We start from the raw sequence: 22702 nt of genomic DNA, 5'->3' as shown, positions 1-22702 counted from the left end.
CGCCTCCGAAACAGAAAGAGGCACCGATCGGCGCGGGCTATCCCCGGCGCCGCGGATCCACGACGTGACGAAGGTCACGCACCGGGCGGGGAGTGCCGCACGCGCGGAGTCCCTCCTTCCAGAGACGAGGGCAGTGCCGGGCGCCGCCGCTCGCCTCGGCCGCGCGAGGACCGGCGAGCGGCGCGGCGGACCGGCCCACGGCGAAGTGCACACGCCCAGGAAGCGAACGAGCGCACAGCGAAAGGAACACCATGAGCCTGATCAGGTCGATGCTGGTGGAACTGACCGGCACCTCGGAGTACACCGACGCGATCGGCGACGACGCCGACCTCGCCGCCAGCGGCATCGACAGCGGGGACCTGGTGCGCCTGGTCCTGCTCATCGAGCAGCGCACCGGCGTGGAGGTCACCGCCGAGGACATGGAGAAGCTCGCCACGATCGGCGACTACGAGCGCTTCGTCGAGGAGCGGAGCGCCGCCCTGCAGTCCGGCGGCGCGTGATGTGGCTCAGCCAGCTGACGGACCGCAACCGGCAGTGCTTCCCCGACCGGGTGGCGCTGGTGGACGAGCGCCGCTCGGTCACCTGGGCCGAGTTCCACGAGCGCACCGTCCGCCTCGCGAAAGGACTGGCGGCCCTCGGCATCGCCCCCGGCGACCGGGTCGTGGTGCTCTCGCTGGACCGCATCGAGGTACTGGAGACCTACTTCGCGCTGGCCCGGCTCGGTGCGCTTTTCGTGCCGCTCAACCACAGCCTCACGGTGCCCGAGGTCGCCGAGATCACGGAGCGGGTCGAGCCGGCCGCCCTGATCGGCGAGACGGCGCTGCTGGAACGCTTCGCGGAGCTCGCGGTGCCGAGGCGGATCGCCCTGGACGAGCCGGCCTTCGCGGAACTAGGCTCGGACGCCGAGCAGTTCGAGTTGCCGCAGGTCGCGGACACCGACCCCGCCGCGATCCTGCACACCTCGGCCACCACCGGGCGGGCCAAGGGCGTCGTGGTGGACCAGCAGTCGTTCCGGGCCATCGCGCTCGGCTGGCTGGCCGCCAGCAAGCCGGCCGACGACCTGGTGCTGGTCAACTGCTGCCCGCTCTACCACGGCAGCATGGTGGTCACGCTGACCTACCTGGCCGCCGGGGCCACCGCCGTGCTGATGCCCGGCTTCACCCCGCAGCGCGCGCTGGCCGCGATCGAGACCCACCGGGCCACGCACATCTGGCTGGTCCCGCAGATGCTGCGCTTCATGCTGCAGGCCAAGGCCCTGGAACGCACCGAGCTCGGCACCCTCCGCGAGGTGATGTACGGCGCCGCGCCGATGCCCCCCGAGGTGTACACGGCGGCAGCCGAGCGGCTGGGCTGCGGGTTCCGGCAGGTCTACGGCATGACCGAGGTCGGCGGCCCGTTCGTCACCCTCGGCCCGGAGGAACACCCGGCCCCGGACGCGGTGGGGGACATCATCCCCGCCGGCCGGGTCGTCCCCGGCATGTCCGTGCGCGCGATCGGCACGGACGGGCAGCAGGTGGCGCCGGAGGCGATCGGCGAGATCGTGGTCCGCGGGCCGGGCGTCATGCACGGCTACCTGCACAACCCGGACGCCACCGCCGAGATCACCACGGCGGACGGCTGGACCCGCACCGGCGACCTCGGCCGGATCGACCGGGCCGGCCGCATCCACCTGGTCGACCGCACCAAGGACCTCATCCTGCGGGCCGGGCAGAACGTCTACCCGTCCGAGATCGAGCGGGCCCTGCTGCAGCACCCGGCGGTGCAGGACGCGGCCGTGGTCGGCATGCCCGACGCCGACTACGGCGAGGTCCCGCTGGCCTACGTGGTGGCCGAACCCGGCACCGGCCACGCCGAGCTGCAACGCCACCTGGCCGGGCGGCTGGCGCCGTACAAGCGCCCGGCGCGGATCGAGTTCATCGAGCAGGTGCCGCGCAACCCGGCCGGAAAGATCGTCAAGAAGCTCCTCCGGGGGTGACCGCGGAACTCACGCGGCGGCGGGTCCTGGACGACCTGCCGCCGCTTCGCGCCGCCCTGGCCACCCACGGCCTGTCCCTGGGCTGGGCCGTCACCGAGGCCGACGGGGCCGACGGGGACGGCGGGGACGGCGGGGCCGACGGGGACGGCGGGGACGGCGGGGACGGCGGGGACGGCGGGGACGGCGGGGACGGCGGGGACGGCGGCACCAGGCCTGCGGACCTCACACCCGCCGGTCCGGACGAGGCCCGGGCCGCAGCCGGGATGCCGCCCACCCGGCGCCGCGAGTTCCTGGCCGGCCGGAGCGCCGCGCGGCGGGCACTGCGCGCGGCCGGGGGACCGGACGGCGAGATCGGGCGCGCCGGACGCCGCCCGCTGGCGCCGGCCGGCTGGGCGCTGTCCATCAGCCACTCGGCCGGGATCGCGGTGGCCGTCGCCGCCCCGACCGGCCGGCACGCCGCAGTCGGCTGCGACCTGGAGCTGCGCCCGCTGCCCGCCGCCGCCGCGCGCCTGGTGCTGACCGGGCCGGAACGCGCCTGGGCCGGCGAGGCCAGTGCGGCGGACGCGGAGCAGCGGCTGCTGGCCCTGTTCTCCGCGAAGGAGGCCGCCTTCAAACTGCTGTGCGGCGGGTGGCCGGAGACCTTCGGCGCGCTCACCGTGGCCCGCCTGACCGCCGACCCGCCGCCGGCCGGCGCCCGGCCGCGAGCCTTCCGGCTACGGCCGAAACTGCCGAGCCCGGCGGACACGGCCCGGGCGGAGGGTGCTCCGCCAGGTGCTCCGCCGGGCGTGGTGGTGGTGCGGGTGGGGGCAGTGGGTGGCGGGGTGTTCTGCTGGGCGGTGCTGCCTGTCGGCGACCGGTATTGACCAGCCACGCCACGGTGGTTGGCGGGGTCTGACCCGCCGCCGGCCGGTGCCCGGCCGCGAGCCTTCCGGCTACGGCCGAAACTGCCGAGCCCGGCGGACACGGCCCGGGCGCAGTGTGCTCCGCCAGGTGCTCCGCCGGCGTGGTGGTGGTGCGGGTGGCGGGGTGTTCTGCTGGGCGGTGCTGCCTGTCGGCGACCGGTATTGACCAGCCACGCCACGGTGCCCGGCCGCGAGCCTGTCGGACGCGGTCGGGCCTGCCGGACCCGGCGGCGGGGGTTCTGTTGGGTGGTGCTGGCTACTGGCGTCCGGCGTTGACCAGCGCTGCCATGTTGCCCGGCGGGATCGCCCCGCCGCCGGCCCGGCGCCCGGCCTCTTGGCTGTGGCTGAGCCTGCCGGGCCCGGCGGACCCGCCCGTCCGCCGTGCTGGTGCGGGTCGGCATCGCGGGTGTTCTGCTGGGCGGTGCTGTCTGTCGGCGTCCGGTATTGACCAGCCGCGCCACGGTGCCCGGCCGCGAGCCTGTCGGGCGCGGCCGGGCCTGTCGGACCTGGGGGCGGGGGGTCTGTTGGGTGGTGCTGGCTACTGGCGTCCGGCGTTGACCAGCACGGCCATGTTGCCCGGCGGGTGCTGGTTGTCGTGGATGAGCTGGTGGGCCAGTCCGACTTCCTCGAAGTCGAAGGTGCGTGACAGGCACGGGTCGATCAGCCCCTGTGCGATCAGCTCGGACACCTCCCGCGCCTCCCGGGCGCTGGCCACGTGCGAGCCCTGCAGGCGCTTTTGACGCATCCACAGGAACCGGAGGTCCACGTCGCCGTTGTAGCCGGTGGTGCCGCCGCAGATGACCACCATGCCGGCGTTGTCGCACATGTACATCGAGGTCGGGATGGTGTCCTGGCCGGAGTGTTCCAGCACGATCCGCGGCGCCCGCCGTTCGCCCAGTACCTCCCAGAACCGGCGGCCGAAGGCTCGGGCTCCCTTGAGCCAGTGGGCCATCGCCTCCTGGTCGGCGGCGTCCGGCAGCCGTCCCCAGTGGTCGAAGTCGCGCCGGTCGATCCAGCCGCGGGCGCCCAGGCGCACGCAGAACTCGCCGCGTTCCGCGCTGGAGACCACCGCCACCGGGATGCCCCCGGCGTGCCGGACCAGCTGGATCGCGATGCTGCCCAGGCCGCCCGCGCCGCCCCAGATCAGCACCGGGTCGCCGGGCCGGACCGTGTGCGGCTGCCAGCCGAACAGCTGGCGGTAGGCCGTGGCCGCCGTCGCGACGTAGCACGCGGCCTCGGCCCAGGACAGCCGCGCGGGCTTGGGGTGCAGCTGGTACTCGTCCACCACCGCGAACTGTGCGAAGGAGCCGTAGTTCTCCTCGTAGCCCCACACCCGCTGGCTGGTGGAGACCGCCGGGTCGGCGCCGAGCCGGATGTCCTCGGCGTGCTCGTCCCAGGTGCTGGCGAGCACCACCACGTCGTCACCGGGCCTGAACTGCCGCACCCCTTCGCCGGTGGCCCACACCACGCCGGAGAGGTCGGAGCCGCCGATGTGGAAGTCCTCGGTGGCGCCCTGCTTCTGCCGTGCCGCGATCACGTCCAGCGGGTAGCCCTGCGCCGCCCAGACGTTGTTGTAGTTGACGCCGGCCGCCATCACCTTCACCAGCACCTGGTTGCGGCCGACCGGCGGCACGTCCACCACCTCGGTGCGGAAGGCGTCCAAGGGGCGGCCGTAGCGCTCCTGGCGGATCAGTGAGGCGTACATGCGACGCGGCGTGTGCCCCAACTCGGGGGCGTCGCCCAGTTCGTAGAGGTCCTTCTCGGCGAAGGGGACCTGGCTCGCTCGGGTCACCGGGAGGCTCCTCGGGTGGTGGTACCGGGGTGGGAGGCGGCGGCCGCGTGTTCGGCGGCGGCCAGGCAGGCGCGGTGGGTGGCGGCGGGCAGCGCCTGCCGCCAGCCGGCCGGTGGTTCGGCGAAGACCGGCCAGAGCGAATGCTCTCCGGCGGCGTTCACCAGTAGCACGTGCGACGCCTCGTCTCCGCGGTCCTCGAACGGACTGCGCACGGATCTCTCCTGTCTCACGGGGCCGTTCACGACTTCAGCGCGGCGGCCAGCGCCGCGCCGATCTCGGCCATCGGTTCGGGTTCGGTCATGCCGTAGTGGCTGCAGGCGACCGGATGGTCGTGCAGGGTGCCGGTGACGTACGGGCGCCAGGCCTCGGCCTTGCCGGAGGTCAGCGACGGGTCGTCCGCGGCGGGCAGGTCTGCGCTCGCGGTGAAGAAGAGCACGTCGCCGTCGAAGACCTCGGGCGCGAAGCCGGGCGCGATCCTCAGGTTGTTGCGCATCACCTCGGCGATCAGCTCGGCCTCCGCCCCGGTCACCGGCGAAGTCCCGCCGTCGTCCCCGGACAGCCGCGCCAGCACCCCGGCCACGGTCGGCGGCGGTCCGTCGCCGGGCTCCAGGCCCGCCACCCGCAGCAGCAGCGCCGCCACCTGGGACTCGATCTGCTCCTGCGTCCAGGGCAGGCCGTACGGCTGCGGCGCGTCCAGCATCGCCAGCAACTCCACCCGCTCGCCCTGCCGTTGCAGGGCGCAGGCGACGGCGTGCGCCACGAAGCCGCCGTAGGACCAGCCGAGCAGCCGGTACGGGCCGTGCGGCTGTCGCTCGCGCAGCAGCGCCACGTACGCGTCGGTCATCGCCGCGGCGTCGGCGGCCGGCGGCCGGCGCCCGTCCAGCCCGAGGGCCTGGATGCCGAAGACCGGCTGGTCGGCACCGAGGTGGGGCAGCAGCCCGGAATACCGCCAGGACACGCCCGCCCCCGGGTGCACGCAGAACAGCGGGGTCTGCTCGCCCTCGGCGCGCAGCGGCAGCAGCGGTGCGAAGGACTCGGAGCCGCCGCCGCGCCCGGCGGCCGCGATCAGCCGGGCCACGGTCGGGGCCGACAGCAGCGCGGCGGCCGGCACGTCCAGCACCCTGGCCTCGCGGAGCCGGCCCACCAGCAGCACGCCGCGCATCGAGTCGCCGCCCAGGTCGAAGAAGTTGTCGTCCACGCCGATGCCCTCGACCCCCAGCACCGCCTCCCAGACCTCGGTGACGGCCTGTTCCAGCGGGGTGCGCGGCGGCACCTGCTCGGTGGTCAGGTAGGGGCGCGGGGAGCGCGTCGCGGAGCTCTGGGCAGGGCCGTCCGCCGCCCCGGCCGGGCGGGCCCCGGGGGCGTCGATCCAGTACCGCCGGCGGTCGAACGCGTAGCCGGGCAGCGGGACGGTACGCACCTGCCCGTCCGGGTCCGGATCGGGCAGCGCGGCCACCCCGGCGGCCCACAGCCGCCCGAGCGCGGCCGCCAGCACCTGGCCGTCCGGGCTCTGCGCCTTGGCGTGCCGCATCGTGGTCACCCCCACCGGTGCGGCCTGCTCGCCGAGCGTGGCTCGGGCCAGCTTCAGCAGGGTGTCACCGGGGCCGATCTCGACCAGCACCGGGTTGCCGCGCTCCCACAGCGTCCGGATGCCGTCGGCGAACCGCACGGTCTGCCGGGTGTGGGCTACCCAGTGCTCCACCGAGCCGGCCTGCGCGTCGGTGGCCCAGTCGCCGGTGACGTTGGTGACGTACGGGACGCGCGGTGGGCGCAGCCGGGCCGAGCGCAGGTGCCCGGCCAGCTCGCCGAGCACCGGCTCCAGCACGGCGGAGTGCGCCGCGGCCGGCATCCGCAGCCGGCGGAAGGTCACCCCCGCCTGCGCCAGGCGCCCCTCCAGCTCCGCCACCGCGGCCGCCGGGCCGGCGACCGTGCAGGCGGCCGGGCCGTTGACGGCGGCCAACGAGACCCCCTCGGTCAGCAGCGGCCGCAGCTGCCGCTCGCCCAGCGCCACCCCGACCGTGGCACCGCCGCAGGCGGAGATCAGCCGGATTCGCTCCTGGACCAGCGGCAGCATCTCCTCCAGGGTGAACACCCCGGCCAGGCAGGCGGCCGTGTACTCGCCGAGCGAGTGCCCGATCATCGCGGCCGGGCGCACCCCGTGCCCGGCGAGCTCCGCGGCCAGCGCGTACTGGGTGACCACCAGCGCCAGGAACGCCTCGGCGCCCGCCGGGTCCACCCGCTCGAACAGCGCGGTGCGCAGGTCCCCGCCGAGCCCCGGCCGCAGGATGCGGGCGCACTCGTCCACCGCGTCCCGGTACACCCCGCCGGCCCGGTACAGCTCGGCGCCCATGCCCACGTACTGGGTGCCGCCGCCGGGGAACAGGAACGCCACCGGCCGTAGCGCGCCGTCCGCCACCTCCACCGGCTCGGGCAGCGGCGCGCGCAGCGCGGCCACCGCCTCCCGGGCACTGCGCACGGCGACCGCCGAGCGCAGCCGCATGGCCGGCCGGTGCGCGGCCAGCGTGTGGGCGACATCGGCCAGCCGCAGCCCGGGGTCCTCCGCCAGCCGCCGGGCCAGTGCGTCGGCCTGGCCGCGCAGCGCCCCCGGGGTGCGGGCCGACAGCGGCAGCACCCGCCAGCGCTCCCGCTCCGGTGCCCGGGAGTCCGCCGGGACGGGCGGCGCCTCCTCCAGCACGACGTGCGCGTTGGTGCCGCCCACGCCGAAGGCGCTCACCGCGGCGCGGCGCGGATACCGGCCGGACGGCCAGTCCTCCAGCGCCGTCGGGACCCGGAACGGGGTGGCGGCGAAATCGATCAGCGGGTTGGGCCGCTCGAAGTGCAGGCTGGGCGGGACCTGCCGGTGCTCCAGGGCGAGCACGGCCTTGACGAAACCGGCGATGCCCGCCGCCGCACCCAGGTGCCCGATGTTGGTCTTCACCGAGCCCAGCGCGCAGTAGCCGCGCTCGTCGGTGGTGTGCCGGAACGCCTCGGTGAGCGCCGCGACCTCGATCGGGTCGCCCATCGCGGTCGCGGTGCCGTGCGCCTCGACCAGGCCGATGGTGTCCGCGGTGACTCCGGCCGCCAGCTGCGCGGCCAGCACCGCCTCGGTCTGACCGGCCGGGCTCGGCGCGGTGAAACCGACCTTGCGGCGGCCGTCGTTGTTCACCGCCGAGCCGCGCACCACCGCCCGGATCCGGTCGCCGTCGGCGAGCGCGTCCTCCAGGCGCTTGAGCACCACCACGCCCACCCCGTCCCCGGAGGACGTACCGGCCGCGTCCGCGGCGAAGGCCCGGCAGTACCCGTCCGGCGAGAACGGACCGCCGGGCACCCAGCGGTAGCCCAGCAGCGCCGAGGGGTTGACCGACACCGCCCCGGCCAGGGCGGTGTCGCAGCGGTAGTCGATCAGGTCCTGGCAGGCCTGGTGGACGGCCACCAGGGCCGTGGAGCAGGCGGTCTGCAGGGACAGGCTCGGCCCGGTCAGCCCCAGCTCGTAGGAGACCCGGGTGGCCAGGGTGCCCAGCGAGTTGCTGGTGGCCGCGTGCACCAGGGCGACCGAGCCGGGCCGGCCGGCGTACTGCGGGTGGAGGTGCGCCGGGTAGTAGCGGCTGTCGCCCGCCCCCGCGTACACCCCGACCTGCCGGTCACCGAAGCCGCCGGCGTACCCCGCGTCCTCCACGGCGTGGTAGGCGGTCTCCAGCAGCAGGCGCTGCTGCGGGTCCACCACGGCGGCCTCGGTCGGGCTGTAGCCGAAGAACGCGGCGTCGAACCGGTCGATGCCCTCCAGGACGGAGACCGTGCGGACCAGGTCGGGATCGTCGAGGTCCGCCGGGTCGCCGCCCGCCGCCAGGAACTCCTCCTCGCCGACCTGCCGCATGGCATCCCGGCCGGCGGCCAGGTTGGCCCAGAACTCGGCGACGTCGGCCGCGCCCGGGAACCGGGCGGCCATGCCGATCACCGCGATCAGCGGCGGGTCGTCCCCCTCGGCCGGGTTGTCGGTGGCCAGGTGCTGGTCAGTCATGCTTGTCGCCCTTCTGCTGTGCGGTGGTACGGCGGGCGGCCTGCGCGCCGCGCCGCCGCTGCGCCTGCTGACGGGCCCGCTCCAGGGCCGAGGGGGCGCTCGGGGCCGTCGGCCCGGCGGGCCGGCCGACGGCGGAATCCGGCGTGCCGGCGGCGGTCTCCGGCGGGGCGGCGTCGGCGGTGCGCACGCCGCTCGCGGCGAGGTGCCGGGCCAGGCCGCGCACCGTCGGGTGGCCGAACAGGTCCACCACCGTCAGGTCGGTGCCCAGCGCCTCGTTCACCCTGGCCTGCGCGGCCACCAGCAGCAGCGAACTGCCGCCCAGGTCGAAGAAGTTCTCCTCCCGGCCGATCCGCTCCCGGCCCAGCACCCCGGCCCAGAGCCCGGCGATGGTCTCCTCCAGCCGGGCCTCGGCGTCCGCCGCGCCGCCGTCCGCGGCCCCGGCCGCGCCGGGCTCGGCGGACCCCGCGGCCCGCAGCACCCAGTGCCCCTCGACGGCCAGCGCCCGGGCCGCCTCGCCGGCGCCCGCGCACACCGCCCCCAGGTCGGCGCCGTCGGCCAGCACCACCCGGCCGGCCAGCCGCTGCACCGGCCGGGCCGGGCCGGCCAGGTGCGCGCGCACCCAGGGCGCCGTGCGGTCCGCGCCGATCAGCAGGTGCGGCTCCGCCACCGAGGTCGCCAGGTCGTACGAGCGCAGCGCCGCCACCGGATCGAGGGCGCGGTAGCCGCGGGCCTCGGTCAGCGCCGCCAAACGGTAGCCCTCGCTCATCCCGCGTCCCTGCCAGACGCTCCACGCCTGACTGCGCACCGGGCGTTCCGCGCGCCCGTGGCGCTCGGCGAGCGCGTCCAGGAACGCGCAGCCCGCCGCGTAGGCCGCGTTGAGCGAGCCGCCGAAGAAGCCGTTGACCGAGGAGAAGGCGGTGAAGGAGGCGCCCAGTTCCGCGGCCAGCCGGTGCAGCACCCAGCCGCCCTCGACCTTGGCCGCCAGCGCGGACCGCCAGCGCTCGGGATCCAGCTCGGCGATCGGCGCCTCGTCCCGGTCACCGGCCAGGTGCAGCACGCCGGTCAGCGGCACCGACCAGGCGTCGCGGGCCCGGTCCACGGCGGCCCGCACCTGCACCGGGTCGGTCACATCGACCGCCTCGTAGCGGACCTCGCCCAGCGAGCGCAGCCGCCGGTACACCTCGGCCCGGTCGGCGGCCGGGCCGTCGGGCCCGTCGGGCAGGGCGGTGCGGCCGAGCAGCAGCAGCCGGGTGCCGGCCGTGCGCAGCAGGTGGGCGGCCAGCTCCCGGCCCACCCCGCCCAGGCCGCCACTGACCAGGACGAATCCGGGCCCGTCGGCGCCCGGCTCGGCGCCCTGCTCGGCGCCCTGCTCGGCGGTCGGCGGCTGTTCGGGCAGCGGTGCCAGCCGGCGCAGGTGGCGGACCCCCGACCGGCGGGCGACCTCCGGCTCCTCGGGCGGCAGCGCCAGCTCGGTCAGCAGCGCCCCGGCAGCCTCCTCGGCCTCGACGTCCGCCGCCAGGTCGAGATGGACGGCGCCGAGCCAGGGCAGCTCCTCGCGCAGCGTGCGCACCAGCCCGCCGGCGGCCGCGTGCAGGTAACCGCCCCGCTCGGCCGGCAGCACCGGCCGGGAACCGGCGGTGACGAACAGCAGCGGCAGCCGGGCGGTGCCGTGCGGCGCCCCGGCGGCCAGCGCCCGGGCCAGCGCGAGCAGCGACTGGGCGCCGTCGCGCTGCGCCTCGACCAGCTCCGCGACGCTGTCGGGCTCGCGGTCGGCGCCGTCCAGCGCGCCCAGGTGCAGCACGGCGTCCACCGTGCGGCCGTCCTGCGTGAGCCGGTCCAGCAGCCGGGCCAGGTCGCCCTCGTGGTCCGGCCGCACCCGGTAGCGGGCCGCGTTGGCGCGCTCGAAACCGGGGCCCGCCGTCGCCACGGTGCAGCGGCCGCCCGCCGCCCGCAGCCCGGCGGCCACCCGCTCCGCCACGGCGGCGGCCCGCTCGCCGCGACCGGCCAGCACCAGGGTGTGCCCCGGGGTGCCGCCCGGCGCGCGGTGCGGCCGGGCGGGCTGCCACACCGGCCGCAGGAACCAGTCCGGGACGGTGGCGGCGGTGCCCAGCAGCTCCTCCGCCCGCCGCAGCACCTCGTCGAACTCCCCGGCCTCGAAGCGCTTGCGCAGCTGGGTGCGCTGGATCTTGCCGATCTCGGTCTTGGGGATCGCGGCCGCCGGGACCGGCAGCAGATGGGCCGGGCTCACCCCGATCTCCCGGGTCACCTTGCCGCGGATCTCGCGCAGCGCCGCAGCGGCGTCCACCCCGTCGGCCAGGTGCACGAACAGCGCCAGCTCGTCGGTGCCCGCCGACGGATCGGGGCGCACGGCCACCGCGGCGGTGAAGCTGCGCACCACGGTGGACAGTTCCTCGACGCAGGCCTCGACCTCGTGGCTGTAGTGGTTGACGCCGTTGACGATGATGACGTCCTTGGCGCGGCCGGTGATGTACAGCTCACCGGCGCGCAGGAACGCCAGGTCGCCGGTCTCGAACCAGCCGTCCGGGGTGAACGACTCGGCGTTGGCCACCGCGTTGTCGTGGTAGCCCGAGGTCACCGAGGTGCCCCGGACCTGGAACCGGCCGACCTCGCCCTCGCGCAGCACCCGGTCCTCGCCGTCCACGATCCGCATCGCGAAGCCCGGGTACGGCAGGCCGCAGCTGACGAAGGACTCGTCCGCCCCGGTCGGCTCGCCCGGCAGGCTGACGTCGGTGACCACCGAACAGGTCTCCGACATGCCCCAGCCCGGGTGCATGACGTCCTGCGGCAGGCCGAACGGGCGCAGCACGTGCAGGAAGCTGCGGGCGGTGGCGGCCACCACGACCTCGCCCGCGTTCATCACCAGCCGCATCGGCGACAGGTCCCAGCGGCGGCCCGCCATCCGCTCGGCGTGCTCGGCCACCAGGCCGAAGGCGAAGTTGGGCGCCCAGGTGACGCTCACCCGGTGGCGGTCGGCCAGGTCGAGCCAGCGCAGCGGATCCTGGAGCAGCCAGCCGGTCGGCGCGTGGACCTGACGACAGGTCAGGTAGACGTCGCGCAGGTGGAACATCACCACGCCGGTCACGTGGTCCAGCGGAATCCAGTTGAGCGAGACGTCGGCGGCCGACAGGTCGTTGGTGAGCGCGGCGGCCGCCGAGCGGGTGAGCACGTTGCGGTGGGTCAGCCGCACCGCCTTCGGCAGGCCGGTGCTGCCCGAGGTCATCAGCATCAGCAGCAGGTCGTCCGGCCGCGCCCGGTACCAGTCCAGGTCCTCCGGGCCCTGGCGCAGCGCGTCCACCGTGGCCAGCCGCAGCTCCGGCCAGCCGCGCCGCTCCGCCAGGCCGCGCAGCCCCGGCTCGCCGGCCGTGGTGGTGACCACCGGCGGCATGCCCAGCATCCGCCAGATGCCCTCCAGCTTGGTCAGTGCCGCCGACGCGGCCTCGTAGGAGGCGGGCACGGTCAGCGGGACGGCCGTGATGCCGCCCAGGATGCAGCCCCACAGCGCGGCCAGGTAGTCCTCGGTGTCCTCGCACTGCAGGATCACCCGGTCGCCGGGGCGCAGCCCGAGGGCCCGCAGCCCGCCCAGCACCCGGGACGCCTCCGGGACCAGCGAGGCGTAGCTGCGCCGGGTCTCCGAGCCGTCCGCGCGGACGTGCACCACCTCCGCGTGCTCCCCGGCCGCGGCGGCGCGGCGCAGCGCCTCGGCCCAGCTGCCCACCGAGGGCTCCGGCAGTTCGGGGCCGGTGCTCACCGCGAGCGGCGCCTCCGTGCCGGCTGCTGCCCCGGCCGACTGCTGCGCCACCGGGCGCCGCCGGGCGGCGGCCGGTCGCCGGGTGCCCAACTCCTCGGGCGCGTCCTCCAGTTCGACGGTGGCCGCGCGGACGCCGGGCAGCGCGGCCAGCGCGCGCTGCCACTGCTCGGCGCTCACCCGGTCGAGCGGCGGAAGGCTCAGCAGCGCGGCGGTGTCCAGCGCGCCGTCGGCGTCGTACGGCAGGGTGCCGACGGCGGTCAGCCGGGCGTCGGTGCCGAGCGCCCGCGCGGCCTGCTCGGCGGCCCCCAGGCGGGCGGGCACCGCGAACAGCCGTGGCGGACCGTCCCCTTCGGCGACGGCGGCCGCCGCGTGCAGCCCGCCCGCGGCCAGTGCGGAGCGCTCCAGCGCCGCCGGGTCGGTGCCGGGCCCGGCCGGATCGGCCTCGCCGTGCGGCGGCCTGGGGGCGGGCAGCGCACCCAGTCGCTGTGCCGGGTCGGCGGCGACCGAGGCCAGCAGCCCGTGCAGTGCCTGCGTCAGGGACTGGGCCGTGGCCTCGTCGAACAGCCCGGTGGCGTATTCCAGATGGCAGTCCAGGCCGGCCGGGGCGCCCTGCTCGTCCAAGCGCTCCACCACGTCGAGGAACAGGTCGAACTTGGCGGTGCCGGTCGCGGTGGGCCGCAGCGGCGCGGTGGTCGGGCCCAGCCGCAGCACGGCCTCGCCCGCGTTCTGCAGCGCCAGCATCACCTGGAACAGCGGGTGCCGGGCCGGGTGCCGGGGCGGGTTGAGGGCCTCCACCAGCAGCGGGAACGGGAGGTCCTGGTGGTCGTAGGCGGCCAGGTCGAGGGCCCGTACCCGGGCCAGCAGGGTGCGGAAGTCCGGGTCGCCGGAGGTGTCGGTGGGCAGCACCAGGGTGTTGGTCAGCAGGCCGACCAGGTCGTCCAGCGCCGGGTCGGTGCGGCCGGCGACGGGCGTGCCGATCGCGATCACCGGGCCGGCGCCCCAGCGGGCGAGGAGCGCGCCCAGCGCGGCCTGCAGCACCATGAACAGGCTGGCCTCGCCGTCCTCGGCGAGCCGCAGCAGCGCCCGGTGCAGATCGGCGTCCACGGTCAGCGTGCGGGCCGCGCCACGGTCGCCGGGCCGCTCGCCCCGGGGCCGGTCCGCGGGCAGTCCCGCGTCCTCCGGCAGGTCGGCCAGCGTCCGGCGCCAGAACGCCAGTTGCTGCTCCAGCAGGTCCGTCCCGTCCGGCGGCGGGGCGAGCAGGCGGCGCTGCCACAGCGCCCAGTCGGCGTACTGCACCGGCAGCGGGCGCCACTCGGGGCCCCGGCCCGCGACCCGGGCCGCGTAGGCCGTGGACAGGTCGTCGGCCAGCGGGCGCAGCGACCATCCGTCACCGGCGCTGTGGTGCAGGTTCAGGACCAGCACGCGGTCCTGGCCGGTGCCCAGCAGCCAGGCGCGCAGCGGCAGTTCGCCCGCCAGGTCGAAGCGGTGGCGCAGCGTGGCGGCGAGCTGCGCGGCGACCTCCTCGGCCGGGCAGTCGACCTCGGTCAGCTGGGGGGCGCGCTCCCCGGCGGGCAGCACCAGCTGCCGGGGCCGGCCCTCCGTCTCCACCAGCAGGGTGCGCAGGCTCTCGTGCCGGTCGGCCAGGTCGGCCAGCGCCGCACGCAGCGCCTCGACCTCCGGCTCGGCGGCCAGCGGTACCACCAGGGGGATGTTGTAGGTCGCGCCGGAGGCGTCGATCCGGTGGAGGAACCACATGCTCTCCTGCCCGTGGGAGAGCGGCAGCGGCTCGGGGCGCGCGGCGGGCGCGAGCGGCGGCCGGGTGGGCGACTTGGGGCCGTCGGGCGTCAGCCGCCCGGCCACCCCGGCGGGCGTCGGGGCGTCGAACATCGCCGCCACCGGCACCTGTTGACCGGTCTCCAGGCGCAGCCGGGAGAGCAGCCGGGTGGCGCTCAGCGAGTGGCCGCCCAGGGCGAAGAAGCTGTCGTCGCGGCCGACGCTGCCCCCGGGCAGGCCCAGCACCTCCTCGAACAGCCGGCAGACCAGGGCCTGTTCGGCGGTGTCCGGGGCCCGGCCGCCGGCGGCGGCGGCGAAGTCCGGAGCGGGCAGCGCGGCCGCGTCCAGCTTGCCGTTGCCGGTCAGCGGCAGCGCCTCCAGCAGCACGCAGGCGGCCGGGACCAGGTGGTCGGGCAGCAGGGCGGAAAGGTGGGCCCGCAGCTCGGCCGGGTCGGGCCGCTCGCCGGGCGCCGGCACCGCGTACGCCACCAGCGCCCGGTCGCCGCCCAGTTCGCGGGCCACCACGGCGGCCTGGGCCACCGCGGGGTGAGTGACCAGGGCGGCCTCGATCTCGCCGGGCTCGATCCGGAAGCCCCGGATCTTGACCTGCTGGTCGGCCCGGCCCCGGTACTCCAGGGTGCCGTCCTCGGCGCGCCGGGCGAGGTCGCCGGTGCGGTACATCCGGGAGCCGGGCGCGCCGAACGGGTCGGCGACGAAGCGCTGCGCGGTCAGCTCCGGCCGGTCCAGGTAGCCGAGCGCCAGGCCGGGCCCGGCGACGTACATCTCGCCCACCGTGCCGGGCGGCACCGGCTGCAGGCAGTGGTCCAGCACGTACACCCGCAGGTCGGCGAGGGGAACGCCGATGGTGCCCCGCGAACGGGTCTCCTCGATCGACTCCCGGGTCACCCGGTGGTGGGTGACGTGCACGGTGGTCTCGGTGATGCCGTACATGTTGACGAGTTCCGGGTGCCGGTCCCCGTGCCGGTCCAGCCAGGGGCGCAGATGCGCGGCCTCCAGCGCCTCGCCGCCGAAGACGACGTAGCGCAGGGCCAGCGGCGCGGCACCGGCGGGCGCCTCCTGGTCGGCCCGCACCAGCTGGTGGAAGGCCGAGGGGGTCTGGTTGAGCACGGTGACGCGCTCGCGCCGCAGCAGCTCCAGGAAGTCCCCCGGCGCACGGGAGACCTCGTACGGGACGACCACCAGGCGGCCGCCGTGCAGCAGCGCGCCCCACAGCTCCCAGACGGAGAAGTCGAAGGCGTAGGAGTGGAAGAGCGTCCACACGTCCTCGGGGCCGAAGGTGAAGTGCTCGGCGGCGGCGGCGAACAGCCGCAGCACGTTGCTGTGCGGGATCGGCACGCCCTTGGGCCGGCCGGTCGAGCCCGAGGTGTGGATGACGTACGCGACGGTGTCCGGGGTGAGCGGCGCGGTCCGGTCGGCGTCCGTGAGGTCGGCGGGGGAGAGCGCGGCGATGTCCCGCTCGTCCTGCGGCGCGCCGAGCACCACGGGCACCGGGCCGTCCGTGGGCAGCTTCCCGGCGCTGCCGGTGTCGGTGACGGTGAGCAGCGGCGCGGCGTCCTCGGTCACCAGGCGCAGTCGCTCGGCGGGCTGGGCCGGATCCAGCGGCAGGTATCCGGCGCCGGTCTTGAGCACGGCGAGGACGGCGGTGACCAGCTCGGCGGTGCGCGGCAGGGCCAGTGCCACCAGACGGCCGGGGCCGGCGCCGCGCGACGCCAGCAGGCGGGCGAGCCGGTTGGCCCGGTCGTTGAGCCGGGCGTAGGTCAGGGTGCCGTGCTCGTCGGTGACGGCCGGCGCCTGCGGGGTGCGGGCCGCCTGCTCCTCGAACCGGGCCGCGAGGGTGCCACGGGCCGCCTCGGTGAGGCCGGCGGGCAGCGGCGGTGCCGGGGTGAGCTCGGGCAGCTGCTCGTGCTCGTGCGGCAGCAGCAGCGAGGTGCGGCCGAGCGGCAGGCCGGGCTCGGCGGTGGCCAGTTGGTCGAGCAGGTGCACGAAGCGCTGCTGGTGTGCGGTCAGTTCCCGGTCGGTGTACGCCGCGGGGTTCGCGTCGAAGGCCAGCCACAGCCCGGGACCGTCCTCGGCGGGCCGGACGTTGATCTGCAGGTCCTCGACGGCGCCGCCGGTGAGGTGGTGCGAGGTGGCCGGGTGCCCGGCGAAGCGCAGGTCCTCGCTGAACGGGATCAGGTTGACCACCGGCCCGTACAGCGCTCGCCCTCCGTCGAGCAGGCCCAGGTCACGGCGCAGGTACTCGCCTCGGTACTCCTGGTGGCGCCGCAGGGCGGCCAGCTCGGCGGCGACCTGGCGCACCAGCTCGCCCACGGTGGTGCCCGGGCTCACCGCGACCCGGAGCGGCAGGATGTCGGAGGTGGTGCCGGGCGTGCGCAGCGCGGCCGAACCCGGACGGCTCATCGTGGCCAGCCCGAGCACCAGGTCCTCCGCGCCGGTCACCCGGTGCAGGTAGGCGGCCACGGCGGCCACCAGCAGGTCGGTGCGGGAGGCGCCGAGGCGGCCGGCGGCCGCCGCCAGGCCCGCGGCGTCGGGCAGCACGGTGGCCCGGCGGCGGAACGGATAGACCGGCGGCGCGGTGCGCGCGCTCAGTCGCACCGGCGCGGGCGCGCCGGCCAGGCGCTCGGTCCAGTACGCGCGGTGCCGGGCGAAGCGCTCCGAGGAACGGTACGCGGCGTCGGCCTCCAGCAGCGGGCCGATCGGGCCGAACGGATCCGGCGGGACCTCGCTGCCCGCGGCCAGCGCGCTGTACGTCTCGGCCAGCCGGCGGGCCACCAGCTTGTAGCTGTAGCCGTCCAGCAGGATGTGGTGGGCGCGCAGGGACCACGCGTAGTGGTCGGGGCCGAGTGTGAACAGCGCGTGGGTGAACAGCGGGCCGCTCTCCAGGTCCACGGCGGTGGCCAGGTCGGCGCGTATCCAGGCCTCGGCCGCGCCCCGGGGGTCGGGCTCCGCGCTCAGGTCGATCCGGTGCAGCGGCCAGTGGGCCGGCTCGGCGGGCAGCGCGCAGCACGGTCCGTCCGGGGTGTCGCAGAAGCGCAGCGCGAAGGTCTGGGCCTCCGCCACCGTGCGCCGCAGGGCGGTCTCGAAGAGCGCCGGGTCGATCCGGCCGTGTATCTCGACGTACTCGCCGGTGTTGTAGGCGCCATTGGCGGGATCGAGCCGCTGGGCGAACCAGATTCCTTCCTGGGCGCCCGACACCGGCCGGAGTTCTTCCTCATGGACTGACATGGCACCAACCTTCAGCGCGGAGCGGAATACCGCAGGAGGGACCGGCCCGTGCGGGAGCGCGGGTCGGGGTGTGCGAGAAATGGTGTCGGCGCACCCGAGGAAATCTCGGATGAAAGCTCAGGGAAAGAGCAGGTAAATTCGGGCTCGACGGAGCCCGGAACGGAGAGGCGTCGCACCGGTGATTGCATTGGCGACGGTGATCACTCCGGGCTCATTATCAGGAGCCGTACTTGTTGGGTCAAGGTCAACTTTGGTGGGTTCGGCCGGGACAAAAGCGGACAACTGGTGCGTTCGGCCAGCTCGGAACGGGATCCGCCGGTTCCCCTGGCGGTGCGGATTTGGCCGAGAACCTGCCGGAAATCGCGATTCGGCCATGTCTGAGTGGCGAGCTTGGCGCAAACGTGCCCAGGTGAAAAGCTGGGCGCGCGGACCCATTCGGCGGGTCCGCCGCAGCAGCTGCGGGGGATGCGAATTGCGCTGCGGAAATCCGGATTCGGCCGGACCTGACCAGGTGGCCGTCCGCAGCGCCGAACAGTGCGCCGTACCACAGCTCGAAAGGCTCATCATGCAGCGCTTGCTTTGCCCCGTGGAAACGCTTTACGTCGGCCAGCGGAGTCGGGCCGTCATTTCCTGCGCGGTGTCGGGCGGGGTCGACCCGCAGGTGCTCACCGCGGCCTTCGCGGACCTGACCGCCAAGCACCCACCGCTGCGCTGCCGCATCGCGCGGGAGGACGCCGGATTCGTCCTCCAGGAGCTCGACACCCCGCCGCGTCTGGTGGTGCGGGAGGGCGCCGAGGACGGCTACGCCGCCGAACTCAACGCCCCGCTGCCGGTGGGCGGCCCGCTGGTCCGCGCCACCCTCCTGCGCGGCACCGGCACCGACACCGTGGTGCTGGCCATCGACCACGCCATCGTCGACGGCCACAGTGCCATCGCCCTGCACCACGCACTCTGGGAGCGCTACGGACAGCTGCTCGCCGCACCCGGCACGGCCCCGGAGCCCTGGTGCACCGACTGGCCCGCGCCGCTGACCGAGCTGCTGCCGCCCTGCCCCGAGGAGGACGTCGCCCAGTACTTCGAGCGCCGCGTCGCCGCTGTCCGGACCCACCCGGTCGAACTGGTGTCCTATGACGCCGCGGGCGGGGCCGAGGACGGCCGGATCGAGGTCGCCCGACTGCGGCTGAGTACCGAACAGACCGCCCAACTGCGCCACGCGGCAGCCGCGTTCGGCGTCTCGGTGCAGGGGCTGGTGGCCGGCGCCCTGCTGGCCGCCGCCCGGCGGCGGCTGCCCGGCGAGGGCCCGCGGACGCTCGGCTGCCTGTCGCCCGTGGACCTGCGCTCCCGGGTGACGCCCCCGGTGCCACGCGAGCTGATGATCGCCGCCGTCACCTCCCACGTCCAGGCGCTCGACGTCGCCCCCGACAGCGATCCGGTGGAGCTCGCCCGCACGGTGACCGGCGGACTGCGCCGATCCCTGGAGGCCGGCGAGCCGCTGCTCGAGGTACGCATCATGCCCCGGGTGCCGGAGTTCCCGCCGCTGATGGCCGGCACGGTGATCGTCACCAACATGGGAGCCGTCGCGGCCCCACCGATGCCCGAGGGGCTGGAACTGCTCGACGTGCGGTTGGTGCCGGCGCGGGAGCAGTACTTCCCGCAGGCCGGACGCAGCCCGCTGATGGCCTGCGTGACCACCTTCGACGGGCGCCTCGCGATGGAATTCCCGTACTGGACCGAGTGCTTCGGCGAACCCTTCATGACGGCCCTCCGCGACGAGGCGCAGTCCGCGCTCCTGGACCTCGCCGCGCTCGGCGGACCGACAGGGAGCGCCGCGTGCTGACGGCCCTCGACGCGAGCCCGGCCCTGGACACCAGCCCGGCCCTCGACGCGAGCCCGGCCCTCGACGCGAGCCCGGCCGCGACCGCGGCGCGGCTGCTCGCACGGGCGCAGGCCGGCGACCGCCGGGCGCTCAACGACCTGCTGGCCCACATCGCGCCCTACGTCTCCCGGGTGTGCACGCCGATCGCCAGGCGGTACGGCCCGGACGCCACCCAGGAGGCCCTGCTCGCCGTCTACCGCGGTGTGCACGGCCTGCGGGACGCCGGGGCGTTCTACGGCTGGGTGCGGGCCATCGCCGTCCGGGAGGCCGTCCGCGCCGCCCGGCTCTCGGCGACCTCCGCCACGGACGCGCTCCCCGAGGTCACCCAGACCGCCGACCCACTGGACGTGGTGCACATCGACGACATCCTGGAGCGTCTCTCCCATCAGCACCAACAGGTCCTCTCGCTCAGGGTGTTGGGCCTGAGCGAGGAGGAGATCGCGCGCACCCTGCAGCTCCCGGTCGGCACCGTCCGCTCCCGCCTGCACCGGGCCCGCTGCCGCTTCCGCCAGCACTGGAACGCCACGCCGGTCTGCTGACCCGCCCGCCTGTCGGGCCGCCGGATCAGAACCCGTGGTCGTAGCGCGCCGGATCAGAACCCGTGGCCGTAGTGCGCGGTCACCGGCGCGTGGTCGGACCAGCGCTCCTCATGGGTGGCGGCACGCTCGACGAAGGCGCCGGTGCAGCGGGCGGCCAGGCCCGGGGAAGCCATCTGGTAGTCGATCCTCCAGCGGAACGACGCGTTTTCTGAAAGGGTCCACCCGTTCGAGTGTGGGTGGTTCGGATGCGTCTGCTGGCCTGGGCGGGAGGGGGCTACCCGTGGGCAGTACGACGACTTTGGCGCCGGTTCGGGCGGTGGTTGGTTCGCGTGTCTCGGACACGCACGGGCAGGACGGGAGATCGTCGGGTCGTTCGAGGATCTGGACCTGTCGGCGGAGGTCACGCCGTGGAAGCGCCCGGACTTGGGGCCGTGGCTGACCGATCGGCAGGGCGAGTGGGACGCGTTGGACCGGGCGTTCCGGTCGGCGAAGGACTGTGCGGACGTGGCGCACTGGGCGGAGGAGAACCACAAGGTCCTCGTCTTCACCGACGACGGGATCACCCTGGACTACCGCAAGGGGAGGGAGTCGTCGTTCGGGAACGAGCTGGCCAAGGTTTTCCTGATGCTGGCCTCGATCTTCGCGGAGATGGAACTCAAGCGGATCAAGGCCCGCGTCGCCGGCGCGCACCAGGCATCTGCGAAAGACGGACCGGTGGGCGGGCGGTCAGCCGCCGTACGGCTACCGGATCGTCGACCGGCCCGGCGGCGGACGCACGCTGGAACCGGACCCGATCACCTCCGAAGCCGTCCGCTACATGGGCACGCTCCTCCCGCAGGGGCAGAGCCAGTGGATGATCGCCACGGCCCTGGAGACCGCCCGCTTCGACACCCCCGCCACCCGGGTCGGTGTACCAGCCGATGACCAGGTGGCACAGGGTGCACTCAGCGGCGGCCGGCAAGCTTCGGTGAATCCGGTTAGTGCTTGAAAGCGTCCTTGATCTTCTGGCCTGCCTGCGCCGTATCTCCCTTGACCTGCTCGGCCTTTCCCTTGGCCACGAGGCTCTCGTTTCCGACGGCCTTGCCGGTTCCTTCCTTGACCTTTCCTTCAGCCGTTTTAGCGGCGTGCTTGATCTTCTTCTTGGCGCTCATGAGATTCCTCCACTACCCATTCTGCAAGCCGCTTTCGTGTCCCCATGCACGATGTGGCAACGGGCCGGAATGGATCGGAAAAGCTCTCGTCCCCGAACGCGATCCTTATCTGCGGCCCTCCTCGAAGGGCTCCTCCTCGAATTCAAGGTCCCCACCCGCGTAACCCCTCTCCTCTTCATCGTCCTCAGGGTTTCCTCTTCGTACTCGTCTTCCCCTTCCTCTCCGTCGTACTCCTCCTCGGGCTGGTCGTCCAGGTCCGCTTCCTCGTCTTCCATGGCTTCCTCATGACTGCGGACGACCTCGCCGTCGCGGATCTCACCGCGCCATCCCGCCGCCTCGTCGTTGCTGAGGGAGACCTGCCGCTGAAAGTTCTTGAAGTCAAGCCGCAGCCGGCGTCCCTGTGCGCGCCAGATGTTCCCGGCCTTCTCGAAGAACCCCGAGGGGGTAGTACTCGACAACCAGGACGACGCGGGTCAGTGTCGGTGTGAGCTCGTGGAAGCTTACGACCCCGCGGGTGCTGCCCTTGGCGCCCTCCGAGTCCGGAGAGGAACATGGCTGGCCGCAGGCAAGGACGAGGACCCCCGACTGAGCAGACCTGCTTCCCGACGCGCGTCCGCAACCCGCACCGGCGAGAGCAGCCATCAGTCCACCGAGGCGCGGCACCGGCACCGCCGGGTCCCGGCGCCCAGGGCCATGCGCTACGCGGCCGAGCAACTGGCGGAGCTCTTGGGCCGCGAGCCCGAGTCCGTCTCCGCGCTCAAGCCCACCGAGGACGGGTGGCAGGCCGACGTGGAGGTGGTCGAACTGGAACGCATCCCGGAAACGACCAGTGTGATGGCCAGCTACCGGGTGACGTTCGACGAGGAAGGCGAGTCGGCCCGGACGGACCGAAGCAGGGCGGCAGTTGAGCCCACGTGCATCCGGAGGTCGCCACGAAGACGATCGCCGCCAGCACCTCACGGTCCCCGTAACGGCGCCGACCACCGCCCTGCGGCCGGGTCGGCGCCGCCGGCACCACCAACTGGAACAGCTCCCACAACTCGTCCGGCACCAGACGCTCCACGATCAGTACGCCCAGAGTCCAGCTAGCCAAATGAGATGACTTCTTAGTACTCCAGCTGTAGATCGTGATCAGCGGTCAGGCGTCGAAGCGGTGGCGGGCGGCCTCGATGTGCCCGAAGTAGCGGTGGGTCCAGTCGCACATTCCGTCGACGGTTTCGCGTAGGCCCTGGCCCGGCTCGGTGAGGGTGTATTCGACACGCGGCGGGACGGTGGGGTGCACGTCTCTCTCGACCAGGCCGTTGCGCTCCAGCATGCGCAGGTTCTGGGTGAGCATCTTGTGGCTGATGCCCTCGATCTCGTTCCGCAGTTCGCTGAAGCGCAGGGTGCGTTCACCGAGAGTCTCGATGATCAGGAATGCCCACTTGTTGGCAACGTCGGAGAAGATCTCTCGCGCCAATGAGTCCGCGCGCCTGAGGTCTGCTCCCTCGGATGGGCCCTTGATCTGTTTGGTCACCATCGGGTTCCCCAGTCACTGGAAAGTGCGTTCTTCCATGTCAGCGTCCACTCTCCTACGGTTCCTGAGTAACCGCAAGAGACCGAAGGTGCCCTCGTTGGGCGGACACGAGCCCACAGGCGCTCAGGACAAGGAGGCAGGCAGC

Annotated in this window: 12 protein-coding genes and 4 pseudogenes; 7 read left to right on the top strand and 9 right to left on the bottom strand. The window is 74.5% G+C overall.

Translation table 11 applies throughout. The features are described 5' to 3' along the window. Positions 1–251: 251 nt before the first annotated feature. From ACFV18_RS04135 to ACFV18_RS04125, 3 genes are read left to right on the top strand one after another with little or no spacing between them, the layout of a single operon-like run. Positions 252–500 (top strand): acyl carrier protein, encoded by a 249-nt coding sequence (locus tag ACFV18_RS04135; protein WP_380478959.1) that lies wholly within the window; start codon positions 252–254, stop codon positions 498–500. Beyond that, positions 500–1975: a class I adenylate-forming enzyme family protein gene (locus ACFV18_RS04130; RefSeq protein WP_380478957.1), complete on the top strand. Its 1476-nt coding sequence runs from the start codon at positions 500–502 to the stop codon at positions 1973–1975. Before ACFV18_RS04135 ends, ACFV18_RS04130 begins: the two co-directional genes overlap by 1 nt. Then, positions 1972–2838: a 4'-phosphopantetheinyl transferase superfamily protein gene (locus tag ACFV18_RS04125; RefSeq protein ID WP_380478955.1), complete on the top strand. Its 867-nt coding sequence runs from the start codon at positions 1972–1974 to the stop codon at positions 2836–2838. The genes ACFV18_RS04130 and ACFV18_RS04125 overlap by 4 nt, the downstream gene beginning before the upstream one ends. 577 nt (positions 2839–3415) lie before the next feature. Here the strand turns inward: ACFV18_RS04125 and ccrA are convergent. The 4 genes from ccrA to ACFV18_RS04105 are packed head-to-tail and all read right to left on the bottom strand — an operon-like array spanning position 3416 to position 17475. After that, entirely contained in the window at positions 3416–4669 is a 1254-nt protein-coding gene (ccrA, locus tag ACFV18_RS04120) for a crotonyl-CoA carboxylase/reductase (protein ID WP_380478953.1), read from the bottom strand. Continuing rightward, positions 4666–4881: an MbtH family NRPS accessory protein gene (locus tag ACFV18_RS04115; RefSeq protein WP_380478951.1), complete on the bottom strand. Its 216-nt coding sequence runs from the start codon at positions 4879–4881 to the stop codon at positions 4666–4668. The genes ccrA and ACFV18_RS04115 overlap by 4 nt, the downstream gene beginning before the upstream one ends. 26 nt (positions 4882–4907) lie before the next feature. Beyond that, positions 4908–8687 carry a type I polyketide synthase gene (locus ACFV18_RS04110; protein ID WP_380478949.1) on the bottom strand — a complete coding sequence of 1260 codons (3780 nt, stop codon included), beginning with the start codon at positions 8685–8687 and terminating at the stop codon, positions 4908–4910. Beyond that, positions 8680–17475 carry an amino acid adenylation domain-containing protein gene (locus tag ACFV18_RS04105; protein WP_380478948.1) on the bottom strand — a complete coding sequence of 2932 codons (8796 nt, stop codon included), beginning with the start codon at positions 17473–17475 and terminating at the stop codon, positions 8680–8682. Before ACFV18_RS04105 ends, ACFV18_RS04110 begins: the two co-directional genes overlap by 8 nt. A 586-nt stretch (positions 17476–18061) precedes the next feature. Here ACFV18_RS04105 and ACFV18_RS04100 point away from each other — a divergent pair. Both ACFV18_RS04100 and ACFV18_RS04095 read left to right on the top strand, forming a co-directional pair. Further along, positions 18062–19312, top strand: a complete 1251-nt coding sequence (locus tag ACFV18_RS04100) for a protein kinase (protein WP_380478946.1) — start codon at positions 18062–18064, stop codon at positions 19310–19312. Then, the gene (locus ACFV18_RS04095) at positions 19306–19890 is read left to right on the top strand and encodes an RNA polymerase sigma factor (RefSeq protein WP_380478944.1); all 585 of its coding nucleotides are present in this window, start codon (positions 19306–19308) and stop codon (positions 19888–19890) included. The genes ACFV18_RS04100 and ACFV18_RS04095 overlap by 7 nt, the downstream gene beginning before the upstream one ends. Before the next feature lie 53 nt (positions 19891–19943). On the opposite strand, the pseudogene ACFV18_RS04090 reads toward ACFV18_RS04095, so the two are convergent. Continuing rightward, positions 19944–20084: pseudogene (locus tag ACFV18_RS04090) on the bottom strand (exodeoxyribonuclease III); the annotation flags it as partial. On the opposite strand from ACFV18_RS04090, the gene ACFV18_RS04085 reads away from it, so the two are divergent. Beyond that, on the top strand, positions 20074–20814 hold the full coding sequence (locus ACFV18_RS04085) for a recombinase family protein (protein ID WP_380479255.1): 741 nt from the start codon (positions 20074–20076) through the stop codon (positions 20812–20814). The pseudogene ACFV18_RS04090 and the gene ACFV18_RS04085 overlap by 11 nt on opposite strands. 53 nt (positions 20815–20867) lie before the next feature. Here ACFV18_RS04085 and ACFV18_RS04080 read toward each other — a convergent pair whose 3' ends face one another. Both ACFV18_RS04080 and ACFV18_RS04075 read right to left on the bottom strand, forming a co-directional pair. Next, positions 20868–21041 (bottom strand): CsbD family protein, encoded by a 174-nt coding sequence (locus tag ACFV18_RS04080; RefSeq protein WP_380478943.1) that lies wholly within the window; start codon positions 21039–21041, stop codon positions 20868–20870. 105 nt (positions 21042–21146) lie between these two features. Continuing rightward, positions 21147–21578, bottom strand: a pseudogene (locus ACFV18_RS04075) (cyclase); the annotation flags it as partial. 156 nt (positions 21579–21734) lie between these two features. Here ACFV18_RS04075 and gvpO point away from each other — a divergent pair. Next, positions 21735–21863: pseudogene (gvpO, locus tag ACFV18_RS04070) on the top strand (gas vesicle protein GvpO); the annotation flags it as partial. Positions 21864–21894: 31 nt separating this feature from the next. Here the strand turns inward: gvpO and ACFV18_RS04065 are convergent. Further along, positions 21895–22119, bottom strand: a pseudogene (locus ACFV18_RS04065) (transposase); the annotation flags it as partial. A gap of 60 nt (positions 22120–22179) precedes the next feature. After that, positions 22180–22560 (bottom strand): winged helix-turn-helix transcriptional regulator, encoded by a 381-nt coding sequence (locus tag ACFV18_RS04060; RefSeq protein ID WP_380478941.1) that lies wholly within the window; start codon positions 22558–22560, stop codon positions 22180–22182. Positions 22561–22702: the final 142 nt, after the last annotated feature.

It is taken from the genome of Kitasatospora sp. NPDC059673, assembly GCF_042734215.1.
In the GTDB taxonomy this organism is placed as follows: Bacteria; Actinomycetota; Actinomycetes; order Streptomycetales; family Streptomycetaceae; genus Kitasatospora.
The sequence above is the reverse complement of the archived record's forward strand: the minus strand, read 5'-3'. Positions and strand labels throughout refer to the sequence as shown.

Coding starts and splice junctions, on each gene's coding strand:
- ACFV18_RS04135 (WP_380478959.1), top strand. CDS start 252: ATGAGCCTGATCAGGTCGATGCTGGTGGAACTGACCGGCACCTCGGAG.
- ACFV18_RS04105 (WP_380478948.1), bottom strand. CDS start 17,475: ATGTCAGTCCATGAGGAAGAACTCCGGCCGGTGTCGGGCGCCCAGGAA.
- ACFV18_RS04130 (WP_380478957.1), top strand. CDS start 500: ATGTGGCTCAGCCAGCTGACGGACCGCAACCGGCAGTGCTTCCCCGAC.
- ACFV18_RS04060 (WP_380478941.1), bottom strand. CDS start 22,560: ATGGTGACCAAACAGATCAAGGGCCCATCCGAGGGAGCAGACCTCAGG.
- ACFV18_RS04080 (WP_380478943.1), bottom strand. CDS start 21,041: ATGAGCGCCAAGAAGAAGATCAAGCACGCCGCTAAAACGGCTGAAGGA.
- ACFV18_RS04110 (WP_380478949.1), bottom strand. CDS start 8,687: ATGACTGACCAGCACCTGGCCACCGACAACCCGGCCGAGGGGGACGAC.